This is a genomic window from Agromyces humatus, from assembly GCF_021228295.1.
Classification (GTDB): domain Bacteria; phylum Actinomycetota; class Actinomycetes; order Actinomycetales; family Microbacteriaceae; genus Agromyces; species Agromyces humatus.
Genome location: NZ_JAJQPD010000006.1, coordinates 288,684 through 311,290, shown reverse-complemented (window position 1 = coordinate 311,290; position 22,607 = coordinate 288,684). Strand labels below are relative to the sequence as shown.

Here is a 22,607-nt window from a genome sequence, read left to right as displayed (position 1 = left end):
CCGTCGTTCGCGAGGGGGAGGGGTCCTTCATGCGTCGCACGCTGCGAGCAGGGGTCGTCGCGATCGCAGCGGCCGCAATCATCGGATTCGGCACGACCATTCCGGCAGAGGGAGTCGAACTCGTCCCGACGCCGGAGCCGACGCCGACGCGGACACCAACACCAACACCAACACCAACACCAACACCAACACCAACACCAACACCAACACCAACACCGGCGCCGCCGCCGCCGCCGCCGCCGCAGACGGCAACACCGACGCCGACGGCAACACCAACACCGACGCCGGAGCCGGCTCCAGGACCTGAGCCCGCGCCGCCACCCACCACCGATCCTGTGTCGCCCGATACGACGAAGCCGCCGTTCCACGCGGTCGCGCAGGCGGACATCACCCCGTTCGCCCCGGGCGTGCACCGGCTGGCCGGGCCCGACCGGTTCGAGACCGCGATCGCGATCTCGCAACGGTTCGCCGCGAACGTGCCGGTACTGTACGTGGCGACGGGAATGGACTTCCCCGACGGGCTCACCGCGGCGGCGGCGGCGGCCCACGTCGGTGGTCCGCTGTTGCTGACGCAACCCGATGCCGTTCCGGCGTCGGTGCGCGAAGAGATCGCGCGACTCGCCCCCGCGCGCATCGTGGTCGCCGGCGGTGAGAGCGTCGTCAGCGCGGGCGTCTACAACGAGCTCGCGGCGTTGACACCGAGCATCATCCGGCTCGGCGGAGTCGATCGCTTCGAGAGCGGCGAGCGGGTGATCGCCGATGCCTTCGCCTCGGCGGCCCAGGCTTTCGTCGTCACCGGCCGCGCCTTCCCTGACGCGCTCGCCGCGTCGGCGGCGGCCGGCGCCCTCGGGGCGCCCGTGTTCCTCGTCGACGGGCTCGCACCGTCGGTGCGCGCGAGCACGATCGCTTCGATGCGGGCGCTCGGCGTGGGCACCGTGCGGATCGCAGGCGGCGACAGCGCAGTGAGCCCGGCGATCGAGCGCCAGCTCGTCTCGGCGGGGTTCGCGGTGGCACGGCACGAAGGGGTCGACCGGTACTTGACGGCGGCAGCGATCAACCAGACCGTGTTCGGTGCTGCCGTGGCGCAGTCGAGCGCGTTCATCGCGACCGGCAGTGACTTCGCCGATGCGCTGGCGGGCGCCGCCCTCGCGGGCGGGGTCGCCGCACCGCTCTACCTCACGCAGAGCGGGTGCATCCCGCACCCGGTGTCGGTCGCCCTCAACGAACTCGCCCCGGCGGCGCGCGTGATCCTCGGCAGCACCGGTGTGGTCGGCGAGGCGGTCGAACAGGGCACGGCCTGCGCGATGGTGTGGGCGAAGCCGGCAGCCGGACGCATCACCGGCGCGTTCGGCCCCCGCGCCCCGATCTGCACACCCGGCGGGTGCTCGCAGTCGTTCCATCGGGGCATCGACCTCGGCACGGGCTGCGGGGCGCCGATCTACGCCGCCTCAGGTGGGCGTGTCACCAGTGCCGGCTGGCTCGGCACCTACGGCAACTGGGTGAAGATCGCCCACGGCTCGGGTATCGACACCGGCTACGCGCACCTCGCCAACGGCGGGATCCTCGTGCGGCTCGGCCAGCTCCTTCGCGCCGGCCAGCAGATCGGCTGGTCGGGCGCGACCGGTGCCGCGACCGGGTGTCATCTGCACTTCGAGGTCTACCAGGGCGGAGTCCAGATCGATCCCGCCCCGTTCATGGCCCTTCGCGGCATTCGACTCGGCTGAGTCAGCGCCGTCTTGCGAGCTTCTCCTCGAGCGCGGCTTCATCGGCGACGAACCACACCTGTGTTCCGCGGTTCGATTCCCACACGTAGTCGTGCAGTGCCGTGCTCGCGTCGACGCGCGTGGCGATGTCTCCGACGATCGCGAGGCGCAGGCGGTAGTTGACGAGCTTCTGGGTGATCTCGCCCGCAATGCCGGTGCTGAGGTCGAAGAACTCGGGGTCGAGTCGTTCGACGGGAACCGCGACGAGCTCGGCGTGATGAGCCCAGGCGTCGCCGATGAGGTCGGTCGCGTCGTCTGGTGTCGAGATCGGGGCTCCTTCGGTCGTGAGGTGAAGGACCCGGATGCCGGTGCTCTCATCGATGCGCATGGCTCGACCCTATTCTCAGTTCGCTGCGTCGAGACAGGCGGCGTCGTCGATCATGCTGCTCATACTCGGGCGGGCTGAGCCTGCCGTCGTGGGAGATCTCGAGTGCCGCGGGAAACGTGAACATGGTGTGAGCTGAGTCGTAGGCCTCGACATCGGCGATCTCGGGCTCCGAACCAGGTGACTGCTGCGGTTTCATTCACAGATGTCGTCGGCCGGTGCGACGATGGGGGAGTGCCCGAACTTCCCGAGGTCGAAGCGCTCACGCGATACCTGCGCGAGTTCGCCGTCGGGCGATCCATCGCGTCGGCGAGCGTCGCGGCGATCGCGGCGTTGAAGACCTTCGAGCCGCCGCTCACCGATCTCGCAGGCCGTCAGATCGTCGCGGCACATCGGCACGGCAAGTTCATCGACCTCGATGCGGCGGGTCTGCATCTCGTGTTCCACCTCGCGCGCGCCGGATGGTTGCGCTGGTACGACGAGGTGCCGAAGACGCTCATCAAGCCGGGCAAGTCGCCGATCGCACTGAGGGTACGGCTCGACGACGGCTCGGGGTTCGACCTCACCGAGGCGGGCACCAAGAAGTCGCTCGCGGTGTACGTCGTGCGCGACCCGGCCGAGATCCCCGGCGTCGCCAGGCTCGGTCCCGACCCCACCTCCGCCGACTTCTCACTCGCCGACTTCGCCGAGATCCTGCGCGACCGCCGCACTCGTATCAAGGGGCTGCTGCGCGATCAGTCGGTCTTCGCAGGGGTCGGCAACGCGTACTCCGACGAGATCCTGCACACCGCGAAGATGTCGCCGTACGCGCTCGCCGCGAAGCTCGGCCCCGACGACGTCGAGAACCTGTACCACGCGATGCGCGGCACCCTCGAAGTGGCGATCGCCGAGGCATCCGGCAAGCGACCCGACGAGCTGAAAGACAACAAGCGCAGCCATATGCAGGTGCACGGGCGCACCGGCCAGACGTGCCCCGTGTGCGGCGACACCGTGCGCGAGGTCATCTTCGCCGACTCGACGTTCCAGTACTGCCCGACGTGCCAGACGGGCGGCAAGCCGCTCGCAGACCGAGTGCTCTCACGTCTGCTGAAATGACCGGCCGGGCATGAGCCGGGGCGGCGTCGCTCACTCGACGACGCGACGCTCGACTCGGTGATCGCGCTCGAGTGAACCGCATGAGGCGAGGCGCGGGGTGCCGGCCATGGGGTCGCCGGCACCGCGCGCCGTCTCAGACAGCGCCGTCTCAGATACGTTGACCCGAGTCCGCGTCAGGGCGCGGCGCCGCGCCGCGTACGGGTTCCTGGGCGACGGGTTCCTGGGCGACGGGTTCCTGGGCGACCCCGTCGCGCCGGTCGCGCCGCGTGGGTTCCGAGTCGTGCGCAGCCTGTTCACGGGCGGCGGTGGTCTCGTCGGTGCCCACGTCGGGGTCGACCTCGTCGGCCTTGGTCAACCGCGCGTCGGTCTCGGTACGGAGCTGTTGGGCGTCGGTGCGATGCGACGCGCTCTCCCGCGTCAGCCGCTCCGCATCGAGCTTGGCCTGCATCGCCTCGGCCTCGGCCTGCTTCGCCGCGGCGGCAGCACTCGCGGCGTCGGCCTCGCGTTCACGCCGCTCGACATCGGATTCGTACGCGGTCTGGCGCAGGTCGGCCGCCTTGCGGCGCTCGGCCTCCAGCCTCGCCTCGCGGCGCCGGCGGCTGGTGATCAGCATGGCGATGACGATGATCGCGATGACGACGGCGACGGCGATGATGATCCAGACGATCGTGCTCGTATCCACGGTGAACCGCCTCCTCGGGTTGGGATTCAACCCAGCCAAGCGTGTGAGATCGCTGGGCGCAATGCCTTGCCAAACGACCATGAGTAGGGCACTATGCCGTCGCCGTATGCGACCCGGCGGTTCGCGGGGTGCGGCAGACTTCAACCCATGACCGTCTCCGAGCAGGACCTCAGACATCTGCGCCGCGCCGTCGACCTCGCTGCCGAAGCAGCAGCCGCCGGCGACGGCGCCTTCGGCTCGGTGCTCGTCGATGCCGACGGCGTCGAACGGTTCGCTGATCGCAATCGCGAGCAGTCCACCGGCGACCCGACCCGGCATCCCGAGTTCGAGATCGCCCGTTGGGCTGCGGTGCACCTCACGCCCGCGGAACGTGCCATCGCGACCGTGTACACCTCGGGCGAGCACTGCCCGATGTGCGCGGCGGCGCACGCGTGGGTCGGCCTCGGGCGCATCGTCTTCGCCGCCTCATCGGCGCAGATCAGTGATTGGCGTGCCGAATGGGGCGCGCCGGTCCCGCCTGTCGCGGTCTTGCCGATCACGGCCGTGGCACCGGGCATCACGGTCGACGGACCGGTCGATGCGTTCGGGGCAGAGGTACGCGGCCTCCTCGCGGGCCCGTCCGCCGACGCCTGAGCCGCACGTCGAGAGTTCGGTCGAGCGGTAGCTCGACCGCCGCGCGTCATACGATGCTGTGATGCGTGTTGAAGCCGATCTCGTGCTCGGACTGCGGGCGGCCGGATGCGTCTTCGCCGAAGACGAGGCACGCCTGCTGCTCGAAGCGACCGACGATTCCGACGCGCTCGAAGCGCTCGTCGCGCGCCGAGTCGCGGGCGAGCCGCTCGAGCAGGTGCTCGGATGGGCGGAATTCGGCGGGCTGCGCCTGCACCTCGAACCCGGTGTGTTCGTGCCCCGCCATCGCACCGAGTTCCTCGCAGCAGTTGCGGCGCAGTTCGTGCGCGACCGGGCGGACTCGCAGCGCGGGGCGCCGCCCGTCGTCGTCGACCTGTGCTGCGGCATCGGCGCGATCGGCGCGATGCTCGCGGATGTCGCGGGCCCGATCGACCTCGTCGCCGCCGACGTCGATGCGGCGGCCGTTCGTGCTGCGCGACGGAATCTCGAGCCACGCGGCGCGCGGGTGTTCGAGGGCGATCTCTACGACGCCCTCCCCGACGACCTGCGGGGGCGTGTCGACGTGCTCGCCGTGAACGCACCGTACGTTCCCACCGACGAGATCGCGCTCATGCCTCCGGAGGCGCGCGAGCACGAGGCACGAGTCGCGCTCGACGGTGGCGGCGACGGACTCGACGTGCATCGCCGTGTCGTGGCATCCGCTGCTCGATGGCTCGCACCCGGCGGGATGCTGCTCATCGAGACCAGCGAGCGGCAGGCGAGCACCGCGGCCGACCTCATGCGAGAGGGCGGACTCGCGCCGCGCGTCATGAACGACGAAGACGACGGCACGATCGTCGTCGGGGAAGCACCTTCAGCCCGCTGAACGCGCCGCCGCCAGCAGGGCGGCGACCTGCGCGTCGGGGGTCTGCGCGAAGTCGAGGTAGTGCATGCCGACGGCCATGAACCCGGGCGGTGCCGACAGGCAGATCACCTCGTCGACCTCCGGCATCGACGCGATCTCTCCGATGCTCTCGGGCGCGCCGACCGGCGTCGCCACGATGATGCGTCTCGCGCCTCTCGCGTGCGCGACGAGGCAGGCGACGCGCATCGTCGCACCCGTCGCGATGCCGTCGTCGACGATCACCGCGGTGCGACCCGCGAGATCGACTGGGCCCGCCGCTCCGCGGAACCGGATGACCCGGGCCTCGAGTTCCTCGCGCTCGCGCTGCTCGATCGTGGCGAGCGCGCCGGGCCTGAGCCGCACGTGGGAGATGATGTCGTCGTTCAGCACCCGCGCGCCCTGTTCGCCGATCGCGCCCAACGCGAGCTCGGGCTGCCCGGGCACGCCGAGCTTGCGCACGACCAGCACGTCGAGCGGGGCACCGAGCGCGACCGCGACCGGCGCGGCAACCGGGACGCCTCCTCGGGGGAGTCCGAGCACGACCGGATCGGGCGCATCGATGTCGATCAGGCGGGCGGCGAGACGCCTGCCTGCGTCAGCCCTGTCGGTGAAGTGGTCCATGAGTTGACCGGCCGTCGAGTTCGGGACCATCCGGTGATTCCATGCTCGCACGCGGCCCACTCGACGGCCAGCCTTCAGACGGATGCGCGGGTGATAGTGCGCGACACCGGGTTCGTCAACCCCTTGTCGCGGTCTCAGGAGGGTGCCTACGGTCGTATCCACGAGCACGCGGCACGGGCGGCAACAGGCCGCATGCAGTCGGGTCGCATGCCGTCGACAGAGCGCCTGCGCGACGGCTGAGGGAGAGGTCGCGCAGGTGGGGGACGAGGCCGGGCGGCGGGGACCGCCCGGCCTCACCACGTCACGCCCCTGTCGCTCCGCGCGCCGCGTTTGTCGCTCAACGCCAACGCGACGAGGCGATGGTCGAGAGGTGTTGTGGAACACTGCCAAGTAGCGAGCGAAATTCGCGTAATCAGCAGCGTCGCCTACACTGAACGAATCCTTCCCCCGAGCGGGGGAACCCGAACAAGGATTCGGCGGGCCCCCGCCCCGCCGGCTTGGAGAGCCCGTGGGACGTCATACCGTCGCGGCGCCGGCGTCGATGCCGCGCCGCCGAATCGTCATGTCCATCATCGGGGCGGTCGCGGTCGTCGCCCTCGTCGGTTCGGGGGTCTACCTCTGGGTCGGCGGTCACCTGAACCCGCTGTTCGCGTCTGCAGACGGCGGATGCTCCGAACCCCAGGAACTCGTCGTCGTGGCCGATCCCACCATCGCGCCGGCGCTCGCCGAGATCGCGACGGACTTCGACGCGGCCTCAGGCGACTGCGTGGCGACCGAGATCACCGCGCAGGACTCGGCCGACACGGCCGCGGTGTTCGCCTCGGGCAACGCCGCCGCCGACGCCTGGGTGCCCGAGTCGAGCGTGTGGCTCGACCGCATGAACGCGACCGCGACGTCGCTCGGGCAGACCGCTCCCGAGGTGGAGGTGCGCGACGGGATCGCTTCGTCGCCCGTGGTGTTCGCCGCCGCGGCGACGAAGGCGACCGAGCTCGCGAGCGAACCGGTGAGCTGGACCAGAGTGCTCGGCGGCGCCCTGCCGACGATCCTGCCCGACCCCGAGGCATCCGCTGCGAGCCTCGCCGGCCTGTACGCCCTCCGCGGCCACTCGTCACCCGACGACCCGCGCCAGTTCGCGGGTGCGATGATCGCGCTCGGCAAGTCGATCCCCGCGTCGACGACCGCCGCGCTCGGCGCGCTCGGCGCCAGCGACGCTCCGACGATCGTCATCACGAGCGAGGCGCAGGTCGCCGCCTACAACGATGAAGAGCAGAGCGAACCGCTCGTGGCCGCCTACCCGACCGATGGCACCGTCGCGCTCGACTATCCGTTCCTGGCGCTGCCCGAGGCTGCGTCGTCGAAGCAGACCGCGACGCCCGAGCCCGAAGCCGAGGGGGTCAAGACCAGGGTCGAGCTGCTCGCCGACTTCGAAGCGGCGATCCGCGACGACACCGAGGCACTCACGGCCGCCGGTTTCCGCGCCCCAGACGGCTCCGGCACGCTCGACCTCGCCGGCATCAGCGCCGAGGCCCCCGCGGCCGAGGCGGTCCTCGACGGCGCCGCGCAGCTCGAGATCCTGCGTGCGTGGGGCGTGCTCACGTTGCGTTCGCGCATGCTCGCCGTCATCGACGTGTCTGGCTCGATGGAGGAACCGGCCGAGAACGGGCTGCGTCGTATCGACATCTTCCAGCAGGCCGCGGTCGGCGCGATGCAGAAGTTCTCGGGTGAGGTCGAACTCGGTGTGTGGGTCTTCTCGACCGCTCGCAACGGCGAACTCGACTACGAAGACCTCGCGCCGATCGCGCCGCTGGCCGACACGGCGCACACCCAGCAGATCGCGGGGATCATCCAGTCGCTGCCTGAGCGACTCGGTGGAGCCACCGGCCTCTACGACTCGACCCTCGCGGCCGTCAAGCGCGTGCGCGAGAGCTACGACCCCGAGAAGGTCAACTCGGTGCTGCTCATCACCGACGGCAGGAACGAGGATGAGAACGGCATCGCCCTCGATGCGTTGCTGGCCGAGCTCAAGAAGATGGACGATCCTGCCAAGCCCGTGCCGGTGATCATGATCGGCTTCGGACCCGACACTGACCTCGCGGCGATGCAGCAGATCGCGCAGGTCACCAAGGGTGCCGCGTACTCGGCCTCGAAGCCTGAAGACCTCGGCATCGTGCTCGTCGACGCGCTCTCGCAGCGCACCTGTCGGCCGAACTGCGGCTGAGTCCACGGGCCGACCGCTCACCAAGATGATCGAGGACGAGGGAGCAGTGCTCCCTCGCCCTCGGTCATCCGCGCTGCGGACTAGTGAGCGACTGGCGCGTCGTGCGACATGTCGGCTGGCTTGCGCACGAGGAACGCGCCGACGATGGCCGAGATCGAGAGGATCGCGCCGACGAGGAACGCGGTGCGGATGCCCGCCGCCTCGGCGGCCAGGGCGGTGGTTCCCGCAGCCGACTCGGTCGCGGTGCGCGCGGTCATGACCGTGATGAACAACGCGGTTCCGGCTGCGCCGGCCACCTGCTGCACCGTGCCGACGATCGCTGAGCCGTGCGAGTACAGTCGCGGCTCGACCGACCCGAGCGCCGACGTGAACAGCGGCGTGAACATGAAGGCGAGCGCGGTCGACATCACGACGTGCGCGACGAGGATCATGTAGGGCGGGGTGTACTCGGTGACCATGGTGAGCGACCACAGCACCGCGGCGACCCCGATGCTGCCGGGCACCAGCAGCGGCGTTGGCCCGAAACGGTCGTAGAGCCGGCCGACGGTGGGGCCGAACAGGCCCATGATGAGCCCGCCCGGCAGCAGCAGCAGGCCGGTGAAGAGCGGGTCGAGCCCGAGCACGTTCTGCAGGTAGATCGGCAGCAGGATGATGGTGCCGAACAGCGCGGCCATCATCACGACCATGAGCGCGACCGACACCGAGAAGTTGCGCGAGCGGAACGTGCGCAGGTCGAGCAGTGCCCGGTCGCTGCGCTGCAGCAGCAACTGCCGACCGACGAACGCGAGGATGCCGACGATGCCGATCGCGAGTGCGATCCACATGGCCGGTGCGTCGGGCGCCGAGCGCCCGCTGACGACGCCGCCCACGAGGCTGAGGCCGTAGACGAGCCCGCCGAAGCCGAATGCCGACAGGATGACCGAGAACACGTCGATGGGCAGTACGCGGGTCTCGCTCACGTTCTCGACGCGGCGGATGCCGATGACGAGCATCACGAGCGCGATCGGCAGCACGAGCCAGAACATGTACCGCCACGACAGGAAGCTCAGGATGAGGCCCGAGATCGTCGGCCCGATCGCGGGGGCCACCGACATCACGATCGAGACGCGACCCATGAACCGGCCCCGATCGGACGGTGCGACCAAGGTCATGAGGGTCGTCATGAGCAGCGGCATCATGATGGCGGTGCCGGTGGCTTGCACGACACGTGCGAGCAGCAGCACCTCGAAGCCGGGCGCGAGCGCCGCCAGCAGGGTGCCGGCCGAGAACAGGCTCATCGCCGTGATGAACACGGGTCGCGTGGCGATGCGCTGCAGGAGGAAGCCCGTGATCGGGATCACGACCGCCATCGTGAGCATGAATGCGGTGGTGAGCCACTGGGCCTGTGAGAGCGTGATGTCGAGGTCGGTGACGAGGTGCGGGATCGCGACGCCCATGATCGTCTCATTGAGGAAGACGACGAACGTGGCGCCGAGCAGCAGCCAGATGACGCGGTTGTTGCGGGCACCGTGGTCGGGCTGGTGAGCGACCACCGCCGCGTCTTGCTCGGCGGCGTCGGCCGGAGAGTCGACGATGCCGTCACCGGGTATGCCACGCTCGCCGATTCCCGGTGGCTCGAGGTCTGGAAGGGCGCGTTCAGTCACGGAAGAGGGTCCAATCGATGTCGGCGCGCTGCTGCGCCGGAAGCGTGTCTGATTCAGTCGAACAGATGTGACAACCCGAGCCGTGAGACCCGGTATTCCCAGATCGCGAGCTCCATCGGCATGCATGGATCTCGCGGATCGCGGCGCTGCTTCAGCAACGCGTCAGGCGACGATACCGCGCACCGCCGACACCGCACGGGCGACGGATGCTCCTGCTGCGTCGATCTCGTCGGCGGTGGTCTCGGCGCCGAGCGTGAAGCGCACGGCGGTCTGCGCGAGTTCGGCCGGAATCCCGATGGCGGTGAGCACGTGCGAGGGCTCGTCGCTGCCCGCCGCGCACGCCGAACCGCTCGAGCACACGACGCCGTCGCGCTCGAGCTCGAGCAGCACCGCCTCGCCGCTCGTGCCGGGGAAGACGAACGACACGGTGCCGGGCAGCCGGTCGACGGGATCGCCGGTGAGGGTGGCGCCGGGCACCCCGTTGCCGACCGACTGCGTCAGGCGCGCGCCGAGCGCCGCGACGCGGGTCGCGGCATCCGCTCGCTCGCTCTCTGCCAGGCGGAGCGCCGTCGCGAACGCCACCGCACCGGCCACGTTCTCGGTGCCTGAGCGGCGGCCGCGCTCCTGTCCGCCGCCGTGCAGCACCGGTTCGAGGGGCAGCCGGCCGCGCACGATGAGGGCGCCGGTGCCCTTCGGTGCACCGACCTTGTGACCGGCGAGCGAGAGCGCATCGACGCCGAGCGCGTCGAGCGAGAGCGGCAGCCAGCCCGCGGCCTGCACCGCGTCGGTGTGCATCAGTGCGCCCGCAGCGCGGGCGATCGCGGCGAGCTCGGCGACGGGCTGCACCGTGCCGATCTCGTTGTTCGCGAACTGCACCGAGACGAGCGTCGTGTCGGGCCGGACGACCTGGGCGAGCGCCTCGGGGCGCACGACTCCGCCCGCGTCGACCTCGACCGCGGACACCTCGAAGCCGTGCACCCGCGCGAGGTACGCCGCCGACTCGAGCACCGCCTCGTGCTCGATCGGCGAGACGACCAGGTGGCGGCCGCGCGGGTTCGCGAGCGAGAGGCCCTTCACCGCGAGGTTGTCGGCCTCGGTGCCGCCGCTGGTGAAGACGACGTCGCCGGGCCGGCGGCCGACGACGGCGGCGACCGCGGCGCGGGCGGCCGCGAGCGCCCGCGCCGCCTCGTCGCCGAGCCCGTGACTGCTCGACGGGTTGCCGAACGCACCCGAGAGGTAGGGCCACATCGCCTCGAGCGCCTCACGGCGCACGGGCGTGGTGGCGGCGTGGTCGAGGAAGATCATGACTGCCCCGCGGGTTCCGCCTCGACGACGACGTCGAGCCCGAGGTCGAGCGAGCGAACCGAGTGCGTGAGGGCGCCGACCGAGATGACGTCGACCCCGGTCGCGGCGATCGCGCCGACCGTGTCGAGGGTGACCCCGCCCGACGCCTCGACCACCGCGCGGCCGGCGATGAGCTCGACGCCGCGCCGCAGATCGTCGAGGCCGAAGTTGTCGAGCATGACCGTGTCGGCTCCGCCGGCGAGCACCGCCTCGACCTGGTCGAGGCGATCGACCTCGACCTCGAGGTGCGCCGTGTGGGGCATCCGCTCGCGCGCCGCGAGCAGGGCGGTCGCGAGATCCTGCCCGCCCGCGGTGAGCACGGCGAGATGGTTGTCCTTCGCCATGACCGCGTCGGAGAGCGACCGGCGGTGGTTGCGGCCGCCGCCGTCGCGCACGGCCTGCCGCTCGAGGCTGCGCAGACCGGGCGTGGTCTTGCGGGTATCGACGATACGGGCGCGCGTGCCCGCTGCCGCGGCGACGTAGGAGGCCGTCAGCGTGGCGATGCCCGACATGCGCTGCAGCAGGTTCAGCCCGATGCGCTCGGCGTGCAGGATGCCCCGGGCCGGACCCTCGACTCGGGCGAGGGTCGCGCCGGCCTCGAACGGCTCGCCGTCGCGCGCGAGCGCCTCGACCGCGATGCGCGGGTCGACGAGGCGGAACGCCGCGGCGAACACGTCGACGCCGCTGAGCACACCGGCCTCGCGCGCGACGAGCTGTGCGGTGGCGGTCGCATCGGCCGGGATGAGCGTCTCGGAGGTGAGGTCGCCCCACGGCGCGTCCTCGTCGAGTGCGGCGCCGACGATGCGGTCGATCTCGCGGGCGTCGGTCATCAGGCGGCCTCCAGTTCGGGTGCGACGGATGCTGCGGGGGCCGCCGGCGAGGCGGCCTCGGCCGGGTCATCCGTTCGGAAGTGCGCGCCCACGCTCCCGTGGCGCGCGATCGCGGCCGCGACGGTGAGCCGGGCGAGATCGAGCAGGTTGCGATCCTCGGCGGTGCGCCGGTCGCGCACGTCGGGCGCCCGCCAGGCATCGAGGCGAGCGGATGTCGCGGCGAGCCCCGCCGCGTCGCGCTCGAGCCCGACCCTCACCCACATCAGCTCCCGCAACCGCTCGCGGTCGACGGTGCTCATGCTGGTGTCTGCTCGATCAGGGGATTCTGGCGACACGCCGTCGTGGGCGGGTCGGCGTATGGCGTGTCGGCGCAAATCCCCTGATCCGGCAGACAGGGTCGGAGCAGGGGCGCGGCCCGCAACGAGGGCCCGGGCCGCGCGGTCGGCGAAGACGGCTGCCTCGAGCAGGGAGTTCGAGGCCAGCCGGTTGGCGCCGTGCACGCCCGTGCGGGCGGTCTCGCCGACGGCGTAGAGCCCGGGCAGGCTCGTGCGCCCGTCGAGGTCGGTGACCACGCCGCCCATCGCGTAGTGCGCGGCCGGCGTGATGGGAACGGGCTCGCGCGACCAGTCGAAGCCCGCGCCGCGCACGACGGCGTCGAGGCCGGGGAACCGCCTGGCGAGGAACCGGGCGCCGAGTGCCGTGGCGTCGAGCAGCACGGGGGCACCGCCCTGCTCGGCCATCGTCCGCCAGACCGCGCGGGCGACGACGTCGCGCGGGGCGAGCTCGGCGTCGGGGTGCACGTCGAGCATGAAGCGCCGGCCGTCGCGGTCGCGCAGCACCGCACCCTCGCCGCGCACGGCCTCGGAGATGAGCGGGGTGCCGGGCGCCGCGAGCGCCGTGGGGTGGAACTGGGTGAACTCGAGGTCGGCGACCTGAGCACCGGCGCGCCAGGCGGCGGCCCCGCCGTCTCCCGTCGCGACCGCGGGATTCGTCGTATGCCGGTAGAGGCATCCACTGCCGCCGGTGGCGAGCACGACCGCGTCGGCACGATGCTCGGTGATCGAGCCGTGCTCGTCGAGCAGCCGGGCGCCGACGACCGTGCCGTGCTCGACGACGAGGTCGACGAGCATCGTGCGTTCGGCGATGCGCACCGCGCGTCGCCGCACGGTCGCCACGAGGGCCGACTCGATCGCCGCGCCGGTGGCATCGCCGCCCGCGTGCAGGATGCGCGGGCGCGAGTGCGCCGCCTCGAGGCCGCGTTCGAGCCCCGACTCGCCGCGGTCGAACTCGACGCCGAAGCGGATCAGGTCGCGCACCCGCGCCGGGCCCTCGTCGCACAGCACCCGAACCGCGGCGGGGTCGGCGAGCCCGGCCCCGGCCTCGAGCGTGTCGGCGAAGTGCCGGTCGGCCGAGTCGTCGGGGAACAGCGCCGCGGCGATGCCGCCCTGTGCGTAGCGGGTGTTCGTCTCGGCCAGCTCGGTCTTCGTGACGAGCTCGACGTCGAAGCCGCCATCGGCCGCCTTCACCGCGGTCCAGAGGCCGCCGATGCCGCCGCCGACGACGAGCACGCGGGTCATCTCAGGCTCCGGACTCGTCGGTCGAGAAGCGAGCGCCGGCGAGCGTATCGACACCCGCGTCGGGGGTCTCGATTCGCGCGTTCGGCGCCACTCGACCGACGGGGGCGGGCTTGGCCGCGAGCATGCGCTCGAGGGCGAGCCGAGCGGGGTCGGCGACGTCGGCCGGCACGGTGATCCGGTTCACGACGCGACCTCCGACGAGCTCTTCGAGCACCCAGGCGAGGTAGCCGGGGTGGATGCGGTACATCGTCGAGCACGGGCACACCACGGGGTCGAGGCAGAAGATCTCGTGCTGCGGGTACTCGGCCGCGAGCCGCTGCACGAGGTTGATCTCGGTGCCGATCGCGAAGGTCGAACCGGCGGGCGCGGCCTGGATGGCCTTGACGATGAAGTCGGTCGACCCCGCGGCATCCGCTGCATCGACGACCGGCATCGGGCACTCGGGGTGCACGATGACCTGCACGCCGGGGTGCGACTCGCGAGCGGCGGCGATCTGGTCGACCGTGAAGCGCTTGTGCACCGAGCAGAAGCCGTGCCACAGGATGACGCGGGCATCGTCGAGATCTGACGAGGAGTTGCCGCCGAGCGCCCTACGCGGATTCCACATCGGCATCTGCGAGAGCGGCACGCCCATGGCCTTCGCCGTGTTGCGGCCGAGGTGCTGGTCGGGGAAGAACAGCACGCGCTGCCCACGCTCGAACGCCCACTCGAGCACCGTCTTGGCGTTCGACGAGGTGCAGACGATGCCGCCGTGCCGCCCGACGAAGCCCTTGAGCGCCGCCGATGAGTTCATGTAGGTGACGGGGATGACCGGCACCCGGCCGTCGGCGTCGGTCGCGGCGAGGTCGCCGTAGACCGACTCGAGTTGCTCCCAGCACTCCTCGACGCTCGACTCGTCGGCCATGTCGGCCATCGAGCAGCCCGCGGCGAGGTTCGGCAGGATCACGGACTGCTCGGGGGTCGAGAGCAGATCGGCGGTCTCGGCCATGAAGTGCACGCCGCAGAAGACGATCGCCTCGGCGTCGGGCCGCGAGAGCGCGGCGTTCGCGAGCTGGAACGAGTCGCCCACGAAGTCGGCGTGCTCGATGACCTCGTCGCGCTGGTAGAAGTGGCCGAGCACGACGACCCGGTCGCCGAGCGTCGCCTTCGCGGCGCGGATGCGCGCGTGCAGGTCATCGTTCGAGGCGGTGCGGTATGCCTCTGGGAGGGCGCCCTGGCGCGGCGAACCGGTGGGGATCACGTCGCCCATCGACGACCCGGGGCCGTACCCCGCGGGGCCGGCGTCGAACTCCCACGGCGCCTTCGCGAGGTCGGGCGTGCACGCTTCGCCGGTCGTCGCGCCCTGGGCGATGAGCTGGATGGTGCGGTCGACGGATGCCGCGGCTCGGGTCTGCTCGATCGTGGGGTTCATGATGCTGGCCTCTCTTTCATGAACGGTTCGCGGGTCTGCGCCGTCGATGCGGCGGTCTCGTAGCGGTAGAGCTTGGGTGGTCGGTGCGGTGCGCCGGAGACGTGCTCGCCGGTCTCGCGCAGCCGGCCCGACGCGATCATCGTGCGCCGGAAGTTGGCGGGATCGAGCCGGCGCTGGAGCACCACCTCGTAGACCTCGCGGAGCTCGGCGAGGGTGAACGTCGCACCGAGGAGCGCGTGCGCGAGTTCGGCGTACTCGACCTTCGTGCGCAGGCGCCACAACGCGTACTCGACGATGCGGTTGTGGTCGAACGCGAGCCCGGGCATCGTGTCGGCCGGGACCCAGCGCACATTCGGGCCCGCGGTCGCCTGCGCGGCCTCATCGCTCTGCACGAGTGCCCAGTACACGACCGAGACGACGCGGGCGTCGGGCGAGCGGTCGACCTCCCCGAAGGTGTAGAGCTGCTCGAGATAGTTCGGAGCCAGGCCGGTCGTGGCGCGCAGCGTGCGGGCGGCCGCGGCCTCGAGCTCCTCATTGGGTGGCAGCCACCCGCCGGGCAGTGCCCAGAGGCCGAGGTGGGGTTCGACGGTACGGCGCACGAGCGGGGTCCAGAGCACGGGGAGCCCGGTGTGGTCGGGACGCAGGGCGAAGATCACGGTCGAGACGGCGAGGCGCACGGGTGCGCCGTCGTGATGCGGCATCCGTCACCTCCATTCTTCGAGTCAGGATGACTCGAACCTCGGCCTGCGAGCAGCTTACAGTCATCGTGACCCGAACACCAACTGCATGACGCGACCGGCGTCGTGGCGTTCGCGGGTGTCAGGCAGGACTCGGCCGCACCGGGCGACCGGTTCACCTGCCGTTCGCCGCCGATCAGCCCGGCCGACCGGACGAGCATCCGTCGCTGCTAGGATCGGCGGTACAACCTCATACCGGGCCATCGACGCGTCGCGGGAGAGCCGGGCGGTACTCGAGAACAGCACTGGCCGGCACCGAAGGAGCAAGCCTCCCCGCCAATCTCTCAGGTCACACACACCGCGATGACGAGGCCGCTCTGAAAAGTGAGCGTCGCGCGAGCGACGCTCCGCCCACGGTGAAAGCGCAGCTGCGTGAAACTCTCAGGCTCATGACAGAGGGGGAGTTCTCAAGCGGCGACCGCCGCGCGACAGGCACGTCTGGAGAACTCGTGACCCCCGAACCCGGTACCACCACCCCTGAGGCATCCGCTGCGGCGGTCGAGCGGTTGAGTCCGCTCGATGCCGTGCACCGCGCCGCCGGCGCGAGCTTCACCGACTTCGCCGGATGGCAGATGCCGGTGCGGTACTCGAGCGACCTCGCCGAGCACCACGCCGTGCGCACCACGTCGGGCCTCTTCGACCTCTCGCACATGGGCGAGATCGTGCTCATCGGCCCCGACGCCGCCGCGGCGCTCGACTACGCGCTCGCCGGAAAGCTGTCGGCGATCGAGGTCGGGCAGGCGAAGTACTCGCTGCTGCTCGCCGAAGACGGCGGCATCATCGACGACCTTGTGGTCTACCGCACGGGCGACGACCGCTACATGGTGGTCGCGAACGCGTCGAACGCGGCCGTCGTCGCCGATGAGCTCCGCTCGCGTGCCGCAGGGTTCGACACGATCGTCTCCGACGAGAGCGACGACGTCGCGCTCATCGCCCTGCAGGGGCCCGACGCACGCGCGGTGCTGCTCGAGACGCCCGGCTTCGGCGTCGACGGCCCGGGCAACGACGCCGACGACTTCGACGCGGCCATCGAGGCGCTGAAGTACTACCGGGCGTTCCCCGCGACCTTCGAGGGCGAGCCCGTGCTCGTCGCCCGCACCGGCTACACCGGCGAAGACGGTTTCGAGCTCTATCTCGCGCCAGACCGCGCCGGCCGCCTCTGGGAGAGCCTGCGCGAGACCGGCGGATCCCGCGTCGTGCCGTGCGGGCTCGCGAGCCGCGACACCCTGCGCCTCGAGGCGGGCATGCCGCTGTACGGCAACGAGCTGAGCCGCGACATCCGACCCGCCCAGGCGGGCCTCGGTCGCGTGGTCGCGCTCGCGAAGGACGGCGACTTCGTCGGTCGCGAGGCGATCGAGGCGGGTCAGGCGGCCGATGCCCCGGTGCTCGTGGGCCTCGCAGCCGAGGGCCGTCGCGCGGCACGGGCGCACTACGACGTGTACGACGGTGGCGGTGCCGACGCGGTCAAGGTCGGCGTCATCACGAGCGGCGCGCTCTCGCCGACGCTCGGCCATCCCGTCGCGATGGCATACGTGTCGCCCGAGGTGTCCGAGGTCGGCCGCGAGCTCTTCCTCGACATCCGCGGCACGCGCATCGCGGCGTCCGTCGTGAAACCGCCGTTCTACAAGCGCGACGCCTGACCGATCCCGCACGACCGCCACCAACGCACCACCGACCTCGAGGAGCACCCCGTGACCGAGCCCAGCGCACTGCAGTACACCGAAGAACACGAGTGGATCGACGTCGACGGCGACGTCGCCACCATCGGCATCACCGACTACGCCGCCGAGAAGCTCGGCGACGTCGTCTACGTCGACCTGCCGGCCGCCGGCACGACCGTCACCGAGGGCACCGTCGTCGGCGAGATCGAGTCCACCAAGTCGGTCGGCGAGCTGTTCGCACCCGTGAACGGCGAGGTCGTCGAGGCCAACCAGGCCGTCGTCGACTCGCCCGAGCTCGTGAACAGCGACCCGTTCGGCGATGGCTGGCTGCTCAAGGTGCGCACGTCGAGCCTGCCCAAGCTGCTCACGCACGACGAATACCGCACCCTCGTCGGCGAGTAAGGAACCACAGAACCACATGACCGTCTCCTCCGCCTTCGATGTCGACGCCTTCGGGCGGCGCCACATCGGCACGACCCCCGCCGATCACGGGCTCATGCTCGCCGCACTCGGTTACGACTCGCTCGACGCCCTCATGTCGGCGGCCGTGCCGACGTCGATCCGCATGGGCGACGTGCTGAACTCGGCGATCCCCGCCGCGGCCACCGAGCGCGAGGCGCTCGACGAGCTCGCCGCGCTCGCATCGCAGAACACCGTGCGCACGCCGATGATCGGGCTCGGGTACTACGGCACCGTGACGCCCGCGGTGATCCAGCGGAACGTGCTCGAGAACCCCAGCTGGTACACGGCCTACACGCCATACCAGCCCGAGATCTCGCAGGGCCGGCTCGAGGCGCTCATCAACTTCCAGACGATGGTCTCCGACCTCACCGGACTCGACACGGCGAACTCGTCGATGCTCGACGAGGGTACGGCGGTCGTCGAGGGCATGCTGCTCACGCGCCGCGCGTCGAAGTCGCCGTCGAACCGATTCGTGGTCGACGCCGACGCGCTGCCGCAGACGCGCGCGCTCCTCGAGTCGCGGGCCCACGCGGTGGGCATCGAGCTCGTCGTCGCCGAGCTGGGCGAGACGACCGACGTCGCCGCGCTCGGCGAGCACTTCGGCCTCTTCGTGCAGTACCCCGGCGCGTCCGGGCGGGTCTGGAACCCGGCGTCGGTCATCGCCGCGTCGAAGGCGCAGGGCGCCCTCGTCGTGGCCGCCGCCGACCTGCTCGCCCTCACGCTCATCACGAGCCCGGGCGAGCTCGGCGCCGACGTCGCGGTCGGCACGTCGCAGCGCTTCGGCGTGCCCATGGGCTTCGGGGGCCCGCACGCCGGATACATGGCCGTGCGCGCCGGACTCGAGCGACAGCTGCCGGGGCGCCTCGTGGGCGTCTCGCAGGATGCCGCCGGCCACCCCGCCTACCGGCTCAGCCTGCAAGCCCGTGAGCAGCACATCCGCCGCGAGAAGGCGACGTCGAACATCTGCACCGCACAGGTGCTGCTCGCCGTGATGGCGTCGATGTACGCGGTCTATCACGGGCCGCGGGGCATCCGATCGATCGCGACGCAGGCGGCCGGAAAAGCGAAGCTGCTCGCCGGCTGGCTCGAAGACCTCGGCCAGCACGTCGCGCACGATGGCTACTTCGACACGCTCAGCGTGCACGTGCCGGGCCTCGCCAGGAACGTCGTCGCCCGCGGACGCGAGCTCGGCGTGCTGCTGTGGGAGGCCGACGAGGCCACCGTACTGGTGTCGGTCGACGAGACCACCACGATCGACGACCTGCACCTCGTGACCCGCGCCTTCGGCGGGCCCGAGGAGCGCGACCTCGACGGGCCGATCACGCAGAACGCGATCCCCGAGGTGCTGCGTCGCACGTCGCCGTACCTCGAGCACCCGGTGTTCAACACGCACCACTCCGAAACGCAGATGATGCGCTACCTCAAGCAGCTCGCCGACCGCGATTACGCGCTCGACCGCGGCATGATCCCGCTCGGGTCGTGCACGATGAAGCTCAACGCGGCCACCGAGATGCAGGCCGTCACCTGGCCGGCCTTCGCGAACCTGCACCCGTTCGCGCCCGAGGCCGATGTCGTCGGATCGCTCGGCCTCATCGAGCAGCTCGAGACCTGGCTCGCCGAGGTCACCGGCTACGACACCGTGTCGCTGCAGCCGAACGCGGGCAGCCAGGGCGAGCTCGCCGGCCTCCTCGCGATCCGCGGCTACCACCTCGCCAACGACGAGGCAGAGCGCGACATCTGCCTCATCCCGTCGAGCGCGCACGGCACGAACGCCGCGTCGGCCGTGCTCGCGGGCCTGCGGGTCGTGGTCGTCGCGACCGACGAGCTCGGCAACGTCGACCTCGACGACCTGCGCGCGAAGATCGCCGAGCACGCCGATCGCATCGCGGCGCTCATGATCACCTACCCGTCCACGCACGGCGTCTACGAGCACGAGGTGAAGCAGATCACGCAGGCCGTGCACGACGCGGGCGGGCAGGTCTACGTCGACGGCGCGAACCTCAACGCCCTGCTCGGCTTCGCCCGCTTCGGCGACTTCGGCGGCGACGTCTCGCACCTCAACCTGCACAAGACGTTCTGCATCCCGCACGGCGGCGGCGGCCCCGGCGTCGGACCGGTCGCGGCGAAGGCGCACCTCGCGCCCTATCTGCCCGGGCACCCGATGGCCCAGCGCGCCGACCACTCGGGCGGCGTCACCCACGACGGCGGGCCCGTCTCGGCGGCGCCCTACGGCAGCCCGTCGATCCTGCCGATCTCGTGGGCGTACGTCCGCATGATGGGCGCCGAAGGCCTCAAGCAGGCGACCGCCACGGCGGTGCTCGCCGCGAACTTCGTCGCCTCGCGCCTGCGCGACCATTTCCCGGTGCTGTACACGGGCGACAACGGGCTGGTCGCGCACGAGTGCATCCTCGACCTGCGCCCGCTCACGGCCGAGACCGGCGTGACTGTCGACGATGTCGCGAAGCGGCTCATCGACTACGGGTTCCACGCGCCCACGATGTCGTTCCCTGTCGCGGGCACGCTCATGGTCGAGCCCACCGAGTCCGAAGACCTCGCCGAGCTCGAGCGGTTCGTCGAGGCCATGATCGCGATCAAGGCCGAAGCCGACGCCGTCGGGCGCGGCGAGTGGCCGGCCGACGACAACCCCCTGCGCAATGCCCCGCACACCGCCGAGTCGGTCATCGCGGGCGAGTGGACGCACCCCTACACGCGCGAGCAGGCCGTGTACCCCGTGCACTCGCTTGTCCGCAACAAGTACTGGGCGCCCGTGCGCCGCATCGACCAGGCCTACGGCGACCGCAACCTCGTGTGCGCCTGCCCGCCTGTCGAGGCGTTCGCGTAGCGAGCTACCCGCTCAGGAGCCCGCCCCACACGGCGCGGGCTCCTGAGTCGCCGATCAGCACCACCGTGACGAGCGTGCCGATGCCGACGATCACCGCAGCGGCGCCGAGCGCAATGACGACCCCGCGCGCGAACCCCGGCCGGTCGCGCCGCACGTTCGCGTCGCCGAACCGGTACCAGGCCCACTGAGCCGCGGCCACGACGAACAGGCCGATCACCCACGGCAGCAGCATCTCGCCGAGCGCCTCATGCCGCTCGATCGCGGGAATGGGGCCGAGCACGGCTGCGAGCGACTTCCCGGCGGCGACCGTCACCGGCACCATGACGAGCACGAGCAGGGCCGCGAGCGCGGTCACGATGCCGAGCCGTCGTCGTGCCGCGGGCCAGAACGTGCCGAGCAGCAGGGCGAGTACCGTGAGCGGTGTGAGCACGACGACGGCGTGCACGATGAGCGGGTGGAGGGGCAGTCCCGCGACCTGGAGGACATCCTCCGTGGCGAGCGGGCCCAGGTCCGTGGCATCCATGTCGAGAACACGATGCCCGACCCGTTCCCGGTTCACCGGCATGCCGATCGGTGCTTCGGTGAACCGATCGCGCTCCCGCCTCGTTGTGAAGGGCAGGAGGTGACGGATGCCCCCCGATGACGACAGCCGTCTCGTCGCGTTGTACGACGCGCACGGCCCGTCGGTGTGGCGGTACGTCGTGCACCTCACCGGTGATGCGGCCGGCGCTGACGACATCGTGCAGGAGACGCTGCTGCGGGCGTGGAGGAGCCCCCGGATCCTCGCCCAGGAGCCCGAGTCGACCAGGTCGTGGATGTTCACGGTCGCCCGCAATCTCGTGATCGACGAAGTGCGAAGCGCCCGTCGCCGCCATGAGATCGGGGTGGCCGAACTCCCCGAACGTGCACAGGACGACGCCACCGACGCCCTGTTCGAGAGCCTGCTGGTGGAGGAAGCGCTGACCACGCTGTCGGTGGAGCATCGTGCGGTGATCGTGCACGCCTACTACGGCGGATGCAGCGTGGCCGAGGTCGCGCGGCGCCTCGGCATCCCCGAGGGCACGGTGAAATCACGGTTGCACTACGGACTACGTGCCCTGCGGCTTGCGCTGCAGGAGAAGGGAGTGACGCGATGAACCCGAATCACGCGCGCTTCGCGGAATGGGACTCGGCCTATGTGCTCGGGGCGTTGTCGCCCGCCGAGCGGCGCGAGTTCGAGGAGCACCTCGAGACCTGCGAGGTGTGCACGCGAGCCGTCGCGGAGCTCGCCTCGATGCCCGGGCTGCTCGCCCGGCTCGCCCCCGATCGGGCGAGGGCTCTCGCGGAAGACCCCGACGGGGCATCCGCATCGGCGCCTCGCGACGACCTGCTCGAGGCGGTCCGCCGCGCCGACCGGCGTCGCCGCACGCGGCGCACGCGGTACTGGTGGGGGGCGGTGGCGGCGGCAGCGGCGGTGGCCGTCCTGGCGATCGCACTGCCGCTGAGCCTCGGCCAGCCCGCGACGGCGCGGGAGTCCGTCGCGTTCGAGGCGGCCGCCGACATTCCGCTCACCGCCACGGCCACCCTCACCCAGGTCGGGTGGGGCACGAGGATCGAGCTCGACTGCCGCTACGGCGGCAGCGGCGAGAGTGATGTGGACGTGCCGGCGGGCGGGTGGCCGTACTCGCTCGTGGTCATCGAACGCGACGGCACGCGAAGCGAGGTCTCGAGCTGGCAGGCACGCCCCGGCGCGGGTGCGCGTCTGTCGGCCGCCTCCGCTGTCGACCTCGACGACATCGCCTCGCTCGAGATCCGGGCGATCGCCAGCGGAGAGGTGCTCATGCGCGGCATCTCGGGCGAGGCGCCGGGTCGGTGAACCATTCGGGCCGTCGTCTCGTGTTTCC

At 71.1% G+C, this 22,607-nt stretch carries 20 protein-coding genes and 1 riboswitch; of the genes, 10 read left to right on the top strand and 10 right to left on the bottom strand.

The window, feature by feature from the left end; genetic code table 11:
* Positions 1 to 335: 335 nt before the first annotated feature.
* Positions 336 to 1,724 carry a cell wall-binding repeat-containing protein gene (locus LSF15_RS12475; protein ID WP_232498856.1) on the top strand — a complete coding sequence of 463 codons (1,389 nt, stop codon included), beginning with the start codon at positions 336 to 338 and terminating at the stop codon, positions 1,722 to 1,724.
* A gap of 1 nt (position 1,725) precedes the next feature.
* On the opposite strand, the gene LSF15_RS12470 is transcribed toward LSF15_RS12475, so the two are convergent.
* The gene (locus tag LSF15_RS12470) at positions 1,726 to 2,091 is read right to left on the bottom strand and encodes a DUF4180 domain-containing protein (RefSeq protein ID WP_232498855.1); all 366 of its coding nucleotides are present in this window, start codon (positions 2,089 to 2,091) and stop codon (positions 1,726 to 1,728) included.
* A 231-nt stretch (positions 2,092 to 2,322) separates the two neighbouring features.
* Here LSF15_RS12470 and LSF15_RS12465 point away from each other — a divergent pair, with 231 nt between their 5' ends.
* The gene (locus LSF15_RS12465) at positions 2,323 to 3,183 is read left to right on the top strand and encodes an Fpg/Nei family DNA glycosylase (protein WP_232498854.1); all 861 of its coding nucleotides are present in this window, start codon (positions 2,323 to 2,325) and stop codon (positions 3,181 to 3,183) included.
* A gap of 148 nt (positions 3,184 to 3,331) precedes the next feature.
* Here the strand turns inward: LSF15_RS12465 and LSF15_RS12460 are convergent, their stop codons facing one another.
* Entirely contained in the window at positions 3,332 to 4,009 is a 678-nt protein-coding gene (locus tag LSF15_RS12460) for a hypothetical protein (RefSeq protein ID WP_232498853.1), read from the bottom strand.
* 3 nt (positions 4,010 to 4,012) lie between these two features.
* Between LSF15_RS12460 and LSF15_RS12455 the strand changes: the two genes are divergently transcribed.
* Both LSF15_RS12455 and LSF15_RS12450 read left to right on the top strand, forming a co-directional pair.
* The gene (locus LSF15_RS12455; protein WP_232498852.1) at positions 4,013 to 4,498 is read left to right on the top strand and encodes a tRNA-specific adenosine deaminase; all 486 of its coding nucleotides are present in this window, start codon (positions 4,013 to 4,015) and stop codon (positions 4,496 to 4,498) included.
* Positions 4,499 to 4,559: 61 nt separating this feature from the next.
* Positions 4,560 to 5,360, top strand: coding sequence for a putative protein N(5)-glutamine methyltransferase (locus LSF15_RS12450; RefSeq protein WP_232498851.1), 801 nt, complete (start codon positions 4,560 to 4,562; stop codon positions 5,358 to 5,360).
* Here LSF15_RS12450 and LSF15_RS12445 read toward each other — a convergent pair.
* Positions 5,349 to 6,029, bottom strand: a complete 681-nt coding sequence (locus LSF15_RS12445; RefSeq protein WP_232498850.1) for a phosphoribosyltransferase — start codon at positions 6,027 to 6,029, stop codon at positions 5,349 to 5,351. The two genes, LSF15_RS12450 and LSF15_RS12445, sit on opposite strands and share 12 nt — an antisense overlap.
* A gap of 478 nt (positions 6,030 to 6,507) precedes the next feature.
* Between LSF15_RS12445 and LSF15_RS19060 the strand changes: the two genes are divergently transcribed.
* On the top strand, positions 6,508 to 8,217 hold the full coding sequence (locus LSF15_RS19060; RefSeq protein ID WP_232498849.1) for a substrate-binding domain-containing protein: 1,710 nt from the start codon (positions 6,508 to 6,510) through the stop codon (positions 8,215 to 8,217).
* Positions 8,218 to 8,297: 80 nt separating this feature from the next.
* Here LSF15_RS19060 and LSF15_RS12435 read toward each other — a convergent pair whose 3' ends face one another.
* The 6 genes from LSF15_RS12435 to LSF15_RS12410 form a co-directional block, all read right to left on the bottom strand.
* Positions 8,298 to 9,749 carry an MDR family MFS transporter gene (locus LSF15_RS12435; RefSeq protein WP_232498885.1) on the bottom strand — a complete coding sequence of 484 codons (1,452 nt, stop codon included), beginning with the start codon at positions 9,747 to 9,749 and terminating at the stop codon, positions 8,298 to 8,300.
* A gap of 273 nt (positions 9,750 to 10,022) precedes the next feature.
* Positions 10,023 to 11,165, bottom strand: coding sequence for a cysteine desulfurase family protein (locus tag LSF15_RS12430; RefSeq protein ID WP_232498848.1), 1,143 nt, complete (start codon positions 11,163 to 11,165; stop codon positions 10,023 to 10,025).
* Complete coding sequence (nadC, locus tag LSF15_RS12425; protein ID WP_232498847.1) at positions 11,162 to 12,034, bottom strand: carboxylating nicotinate-nucleotide diphosphorylase; 873 nt, start codon at positions 12,032 to 12,034, stop codon at positions 11,162 to 11,164. Before nadC ends, LSF15_RS12430 begins: the two co-directional genes overlap by 4 nt.
* Positions 12,034 to 13,611 (bottom strand): L-aspartate oxidase, encoded by a 1,578-nt coding sequence (nadB, locus tag LSF15_RS12420; protein WP_232498846.1) that lies wholly within the window; start codon positions 13,609 to 13,611, stop codon positions 12,034 to 12,036. The genes nadC and nadB overlap by 1 nt, the downstream gene beginning before the upstream one ends.
* 1 nt (position 13,612) lies before the next feature.
* A complete protein-coding gene (gene nadA, locus LSF15_RS12415) occupies positions 13,613 to 15,022 on the bottom strand; it encodes a quinolinate synthase NadA (RefSeq protein WP_232498845.1) in 1,410 nt (469 codons plus the stop codon).
* Positions 15,019 to 15,723: an NUDIX hydrolase gene (locus LSF15_RS12410; protein ID WP_232498844.1), complete on the bottom strand. Its 705-nt coding sequence runs from the start codon at positions 15,721 to 15,723 to the stop codon at positions 15,019 to 15,021. Before LSF15_RS12410 ends, nadA begins: the two co-directional genes overlap by 4 nt.
* Before the next feature lie 240 nt (positions 15,724 to 15,963).
* Positions 15,964 to 16,070, top strand: a riboswitch (glycine riboswitch).
* Between the two features lie 138 nt (positions 16,071 to 16,208).
* Between LSF15_RS12410 and gcvT the strand changes: the two genes are divergently transcribed.
* From gcvT to gcvP, 3 genes are read left to right on the top strand one after another with little or no spacing between them, the layout of a single operon-like run.
* A complete protein-coding gene (gcvT, locus tag LSF15_RS12405; protein ID WP_232498843.1) occupies positions 16,209 to 17,399 on the top strand; it encodes a glycine cleavage system aminomethyltransferase GcvT in 1,191 nt (396 codons plus the stop codon).
* A gap of 51 nt (positions 17,400 to 17,450) precedes the next feature.
* Positions 17,451 to 17,822: a glycine cleavage system protein GcvH gene (gene gcvH, locus LSF15_RS12400; RefSeq protein WP_232498842.1), complete on the top strand. Its 372-nt coding sequence runs from the start codon at positions 17,451 to 17,453 to the stop codon at positions 17,820 to 17,822.
* A 16-nt stretch (positions 17,823 to 17,838) separates the two neighbouring features.
* Positions 17,839 to 20,724 carry an aminomethyl-transferring glycine dehydrogenase gene (gene gcvP, locus LSF15_RS12395; protein WP_232498841.1) on the top strand — a complete coding sequence of 962 codons (2,886 nt, stop codon included), beginning with the start codon at positions 17,839 to 17,841 and terminating at the stop codon, positions 20,722 to 20,724.
* Positions 20,725 to 20,728: 4 nt separating this feature from the next.
* Here gcvP and LSF15_RS12390 read toward each other — a convergent pair whose 3' ends face one another.
* Positions 20,729 to 21,247, bottom strand: coding sequence for a DUF2231 domain-containing protein (locus LSF15_RS12390; protein WP_232498840.1), 519 nt, complete (start codon positions 21,245 to 21,247; stop codon positions 20,729 to 20,731).
* A gap of 106 nt (positions 21,248 to 21,353) precedes the next feature.
* Between LSF15_RS12390 and LSF15_RS12385 the strand changes: the two genes are divergently transcribed.
* Together LSF15_RS12385 and LSF15_RS12380 are read left to right on the top strand one after the other, a co-directional pair.
* A complete protein-coding gene (locus LSF15_RS12385; RefSeq protein WP_232498839.1) occupies positions 21,354 to 21,860 on the top strand; it encodes a sigma-70 family RNA polymerase sigma factor in 507 nt (168 codons plus the stop codon).
* A complete protein-coding gene (locus LSF15_RS12380; RefSeq protein ID WP_232498838.1) occupies positions 21,857 to 22,579 on the top strand; it encodes an anti-sigma factor family protein in 723 nt (240 codons plus the stop codon). Before LSF15_RS12385 ends, LSF15_RS12380 begins: the two co-directional genes overlap by 4 nt.
* The last annotated feature ends 28 nt before the right edge of the window (positions 22,580 to 22,607 follow it).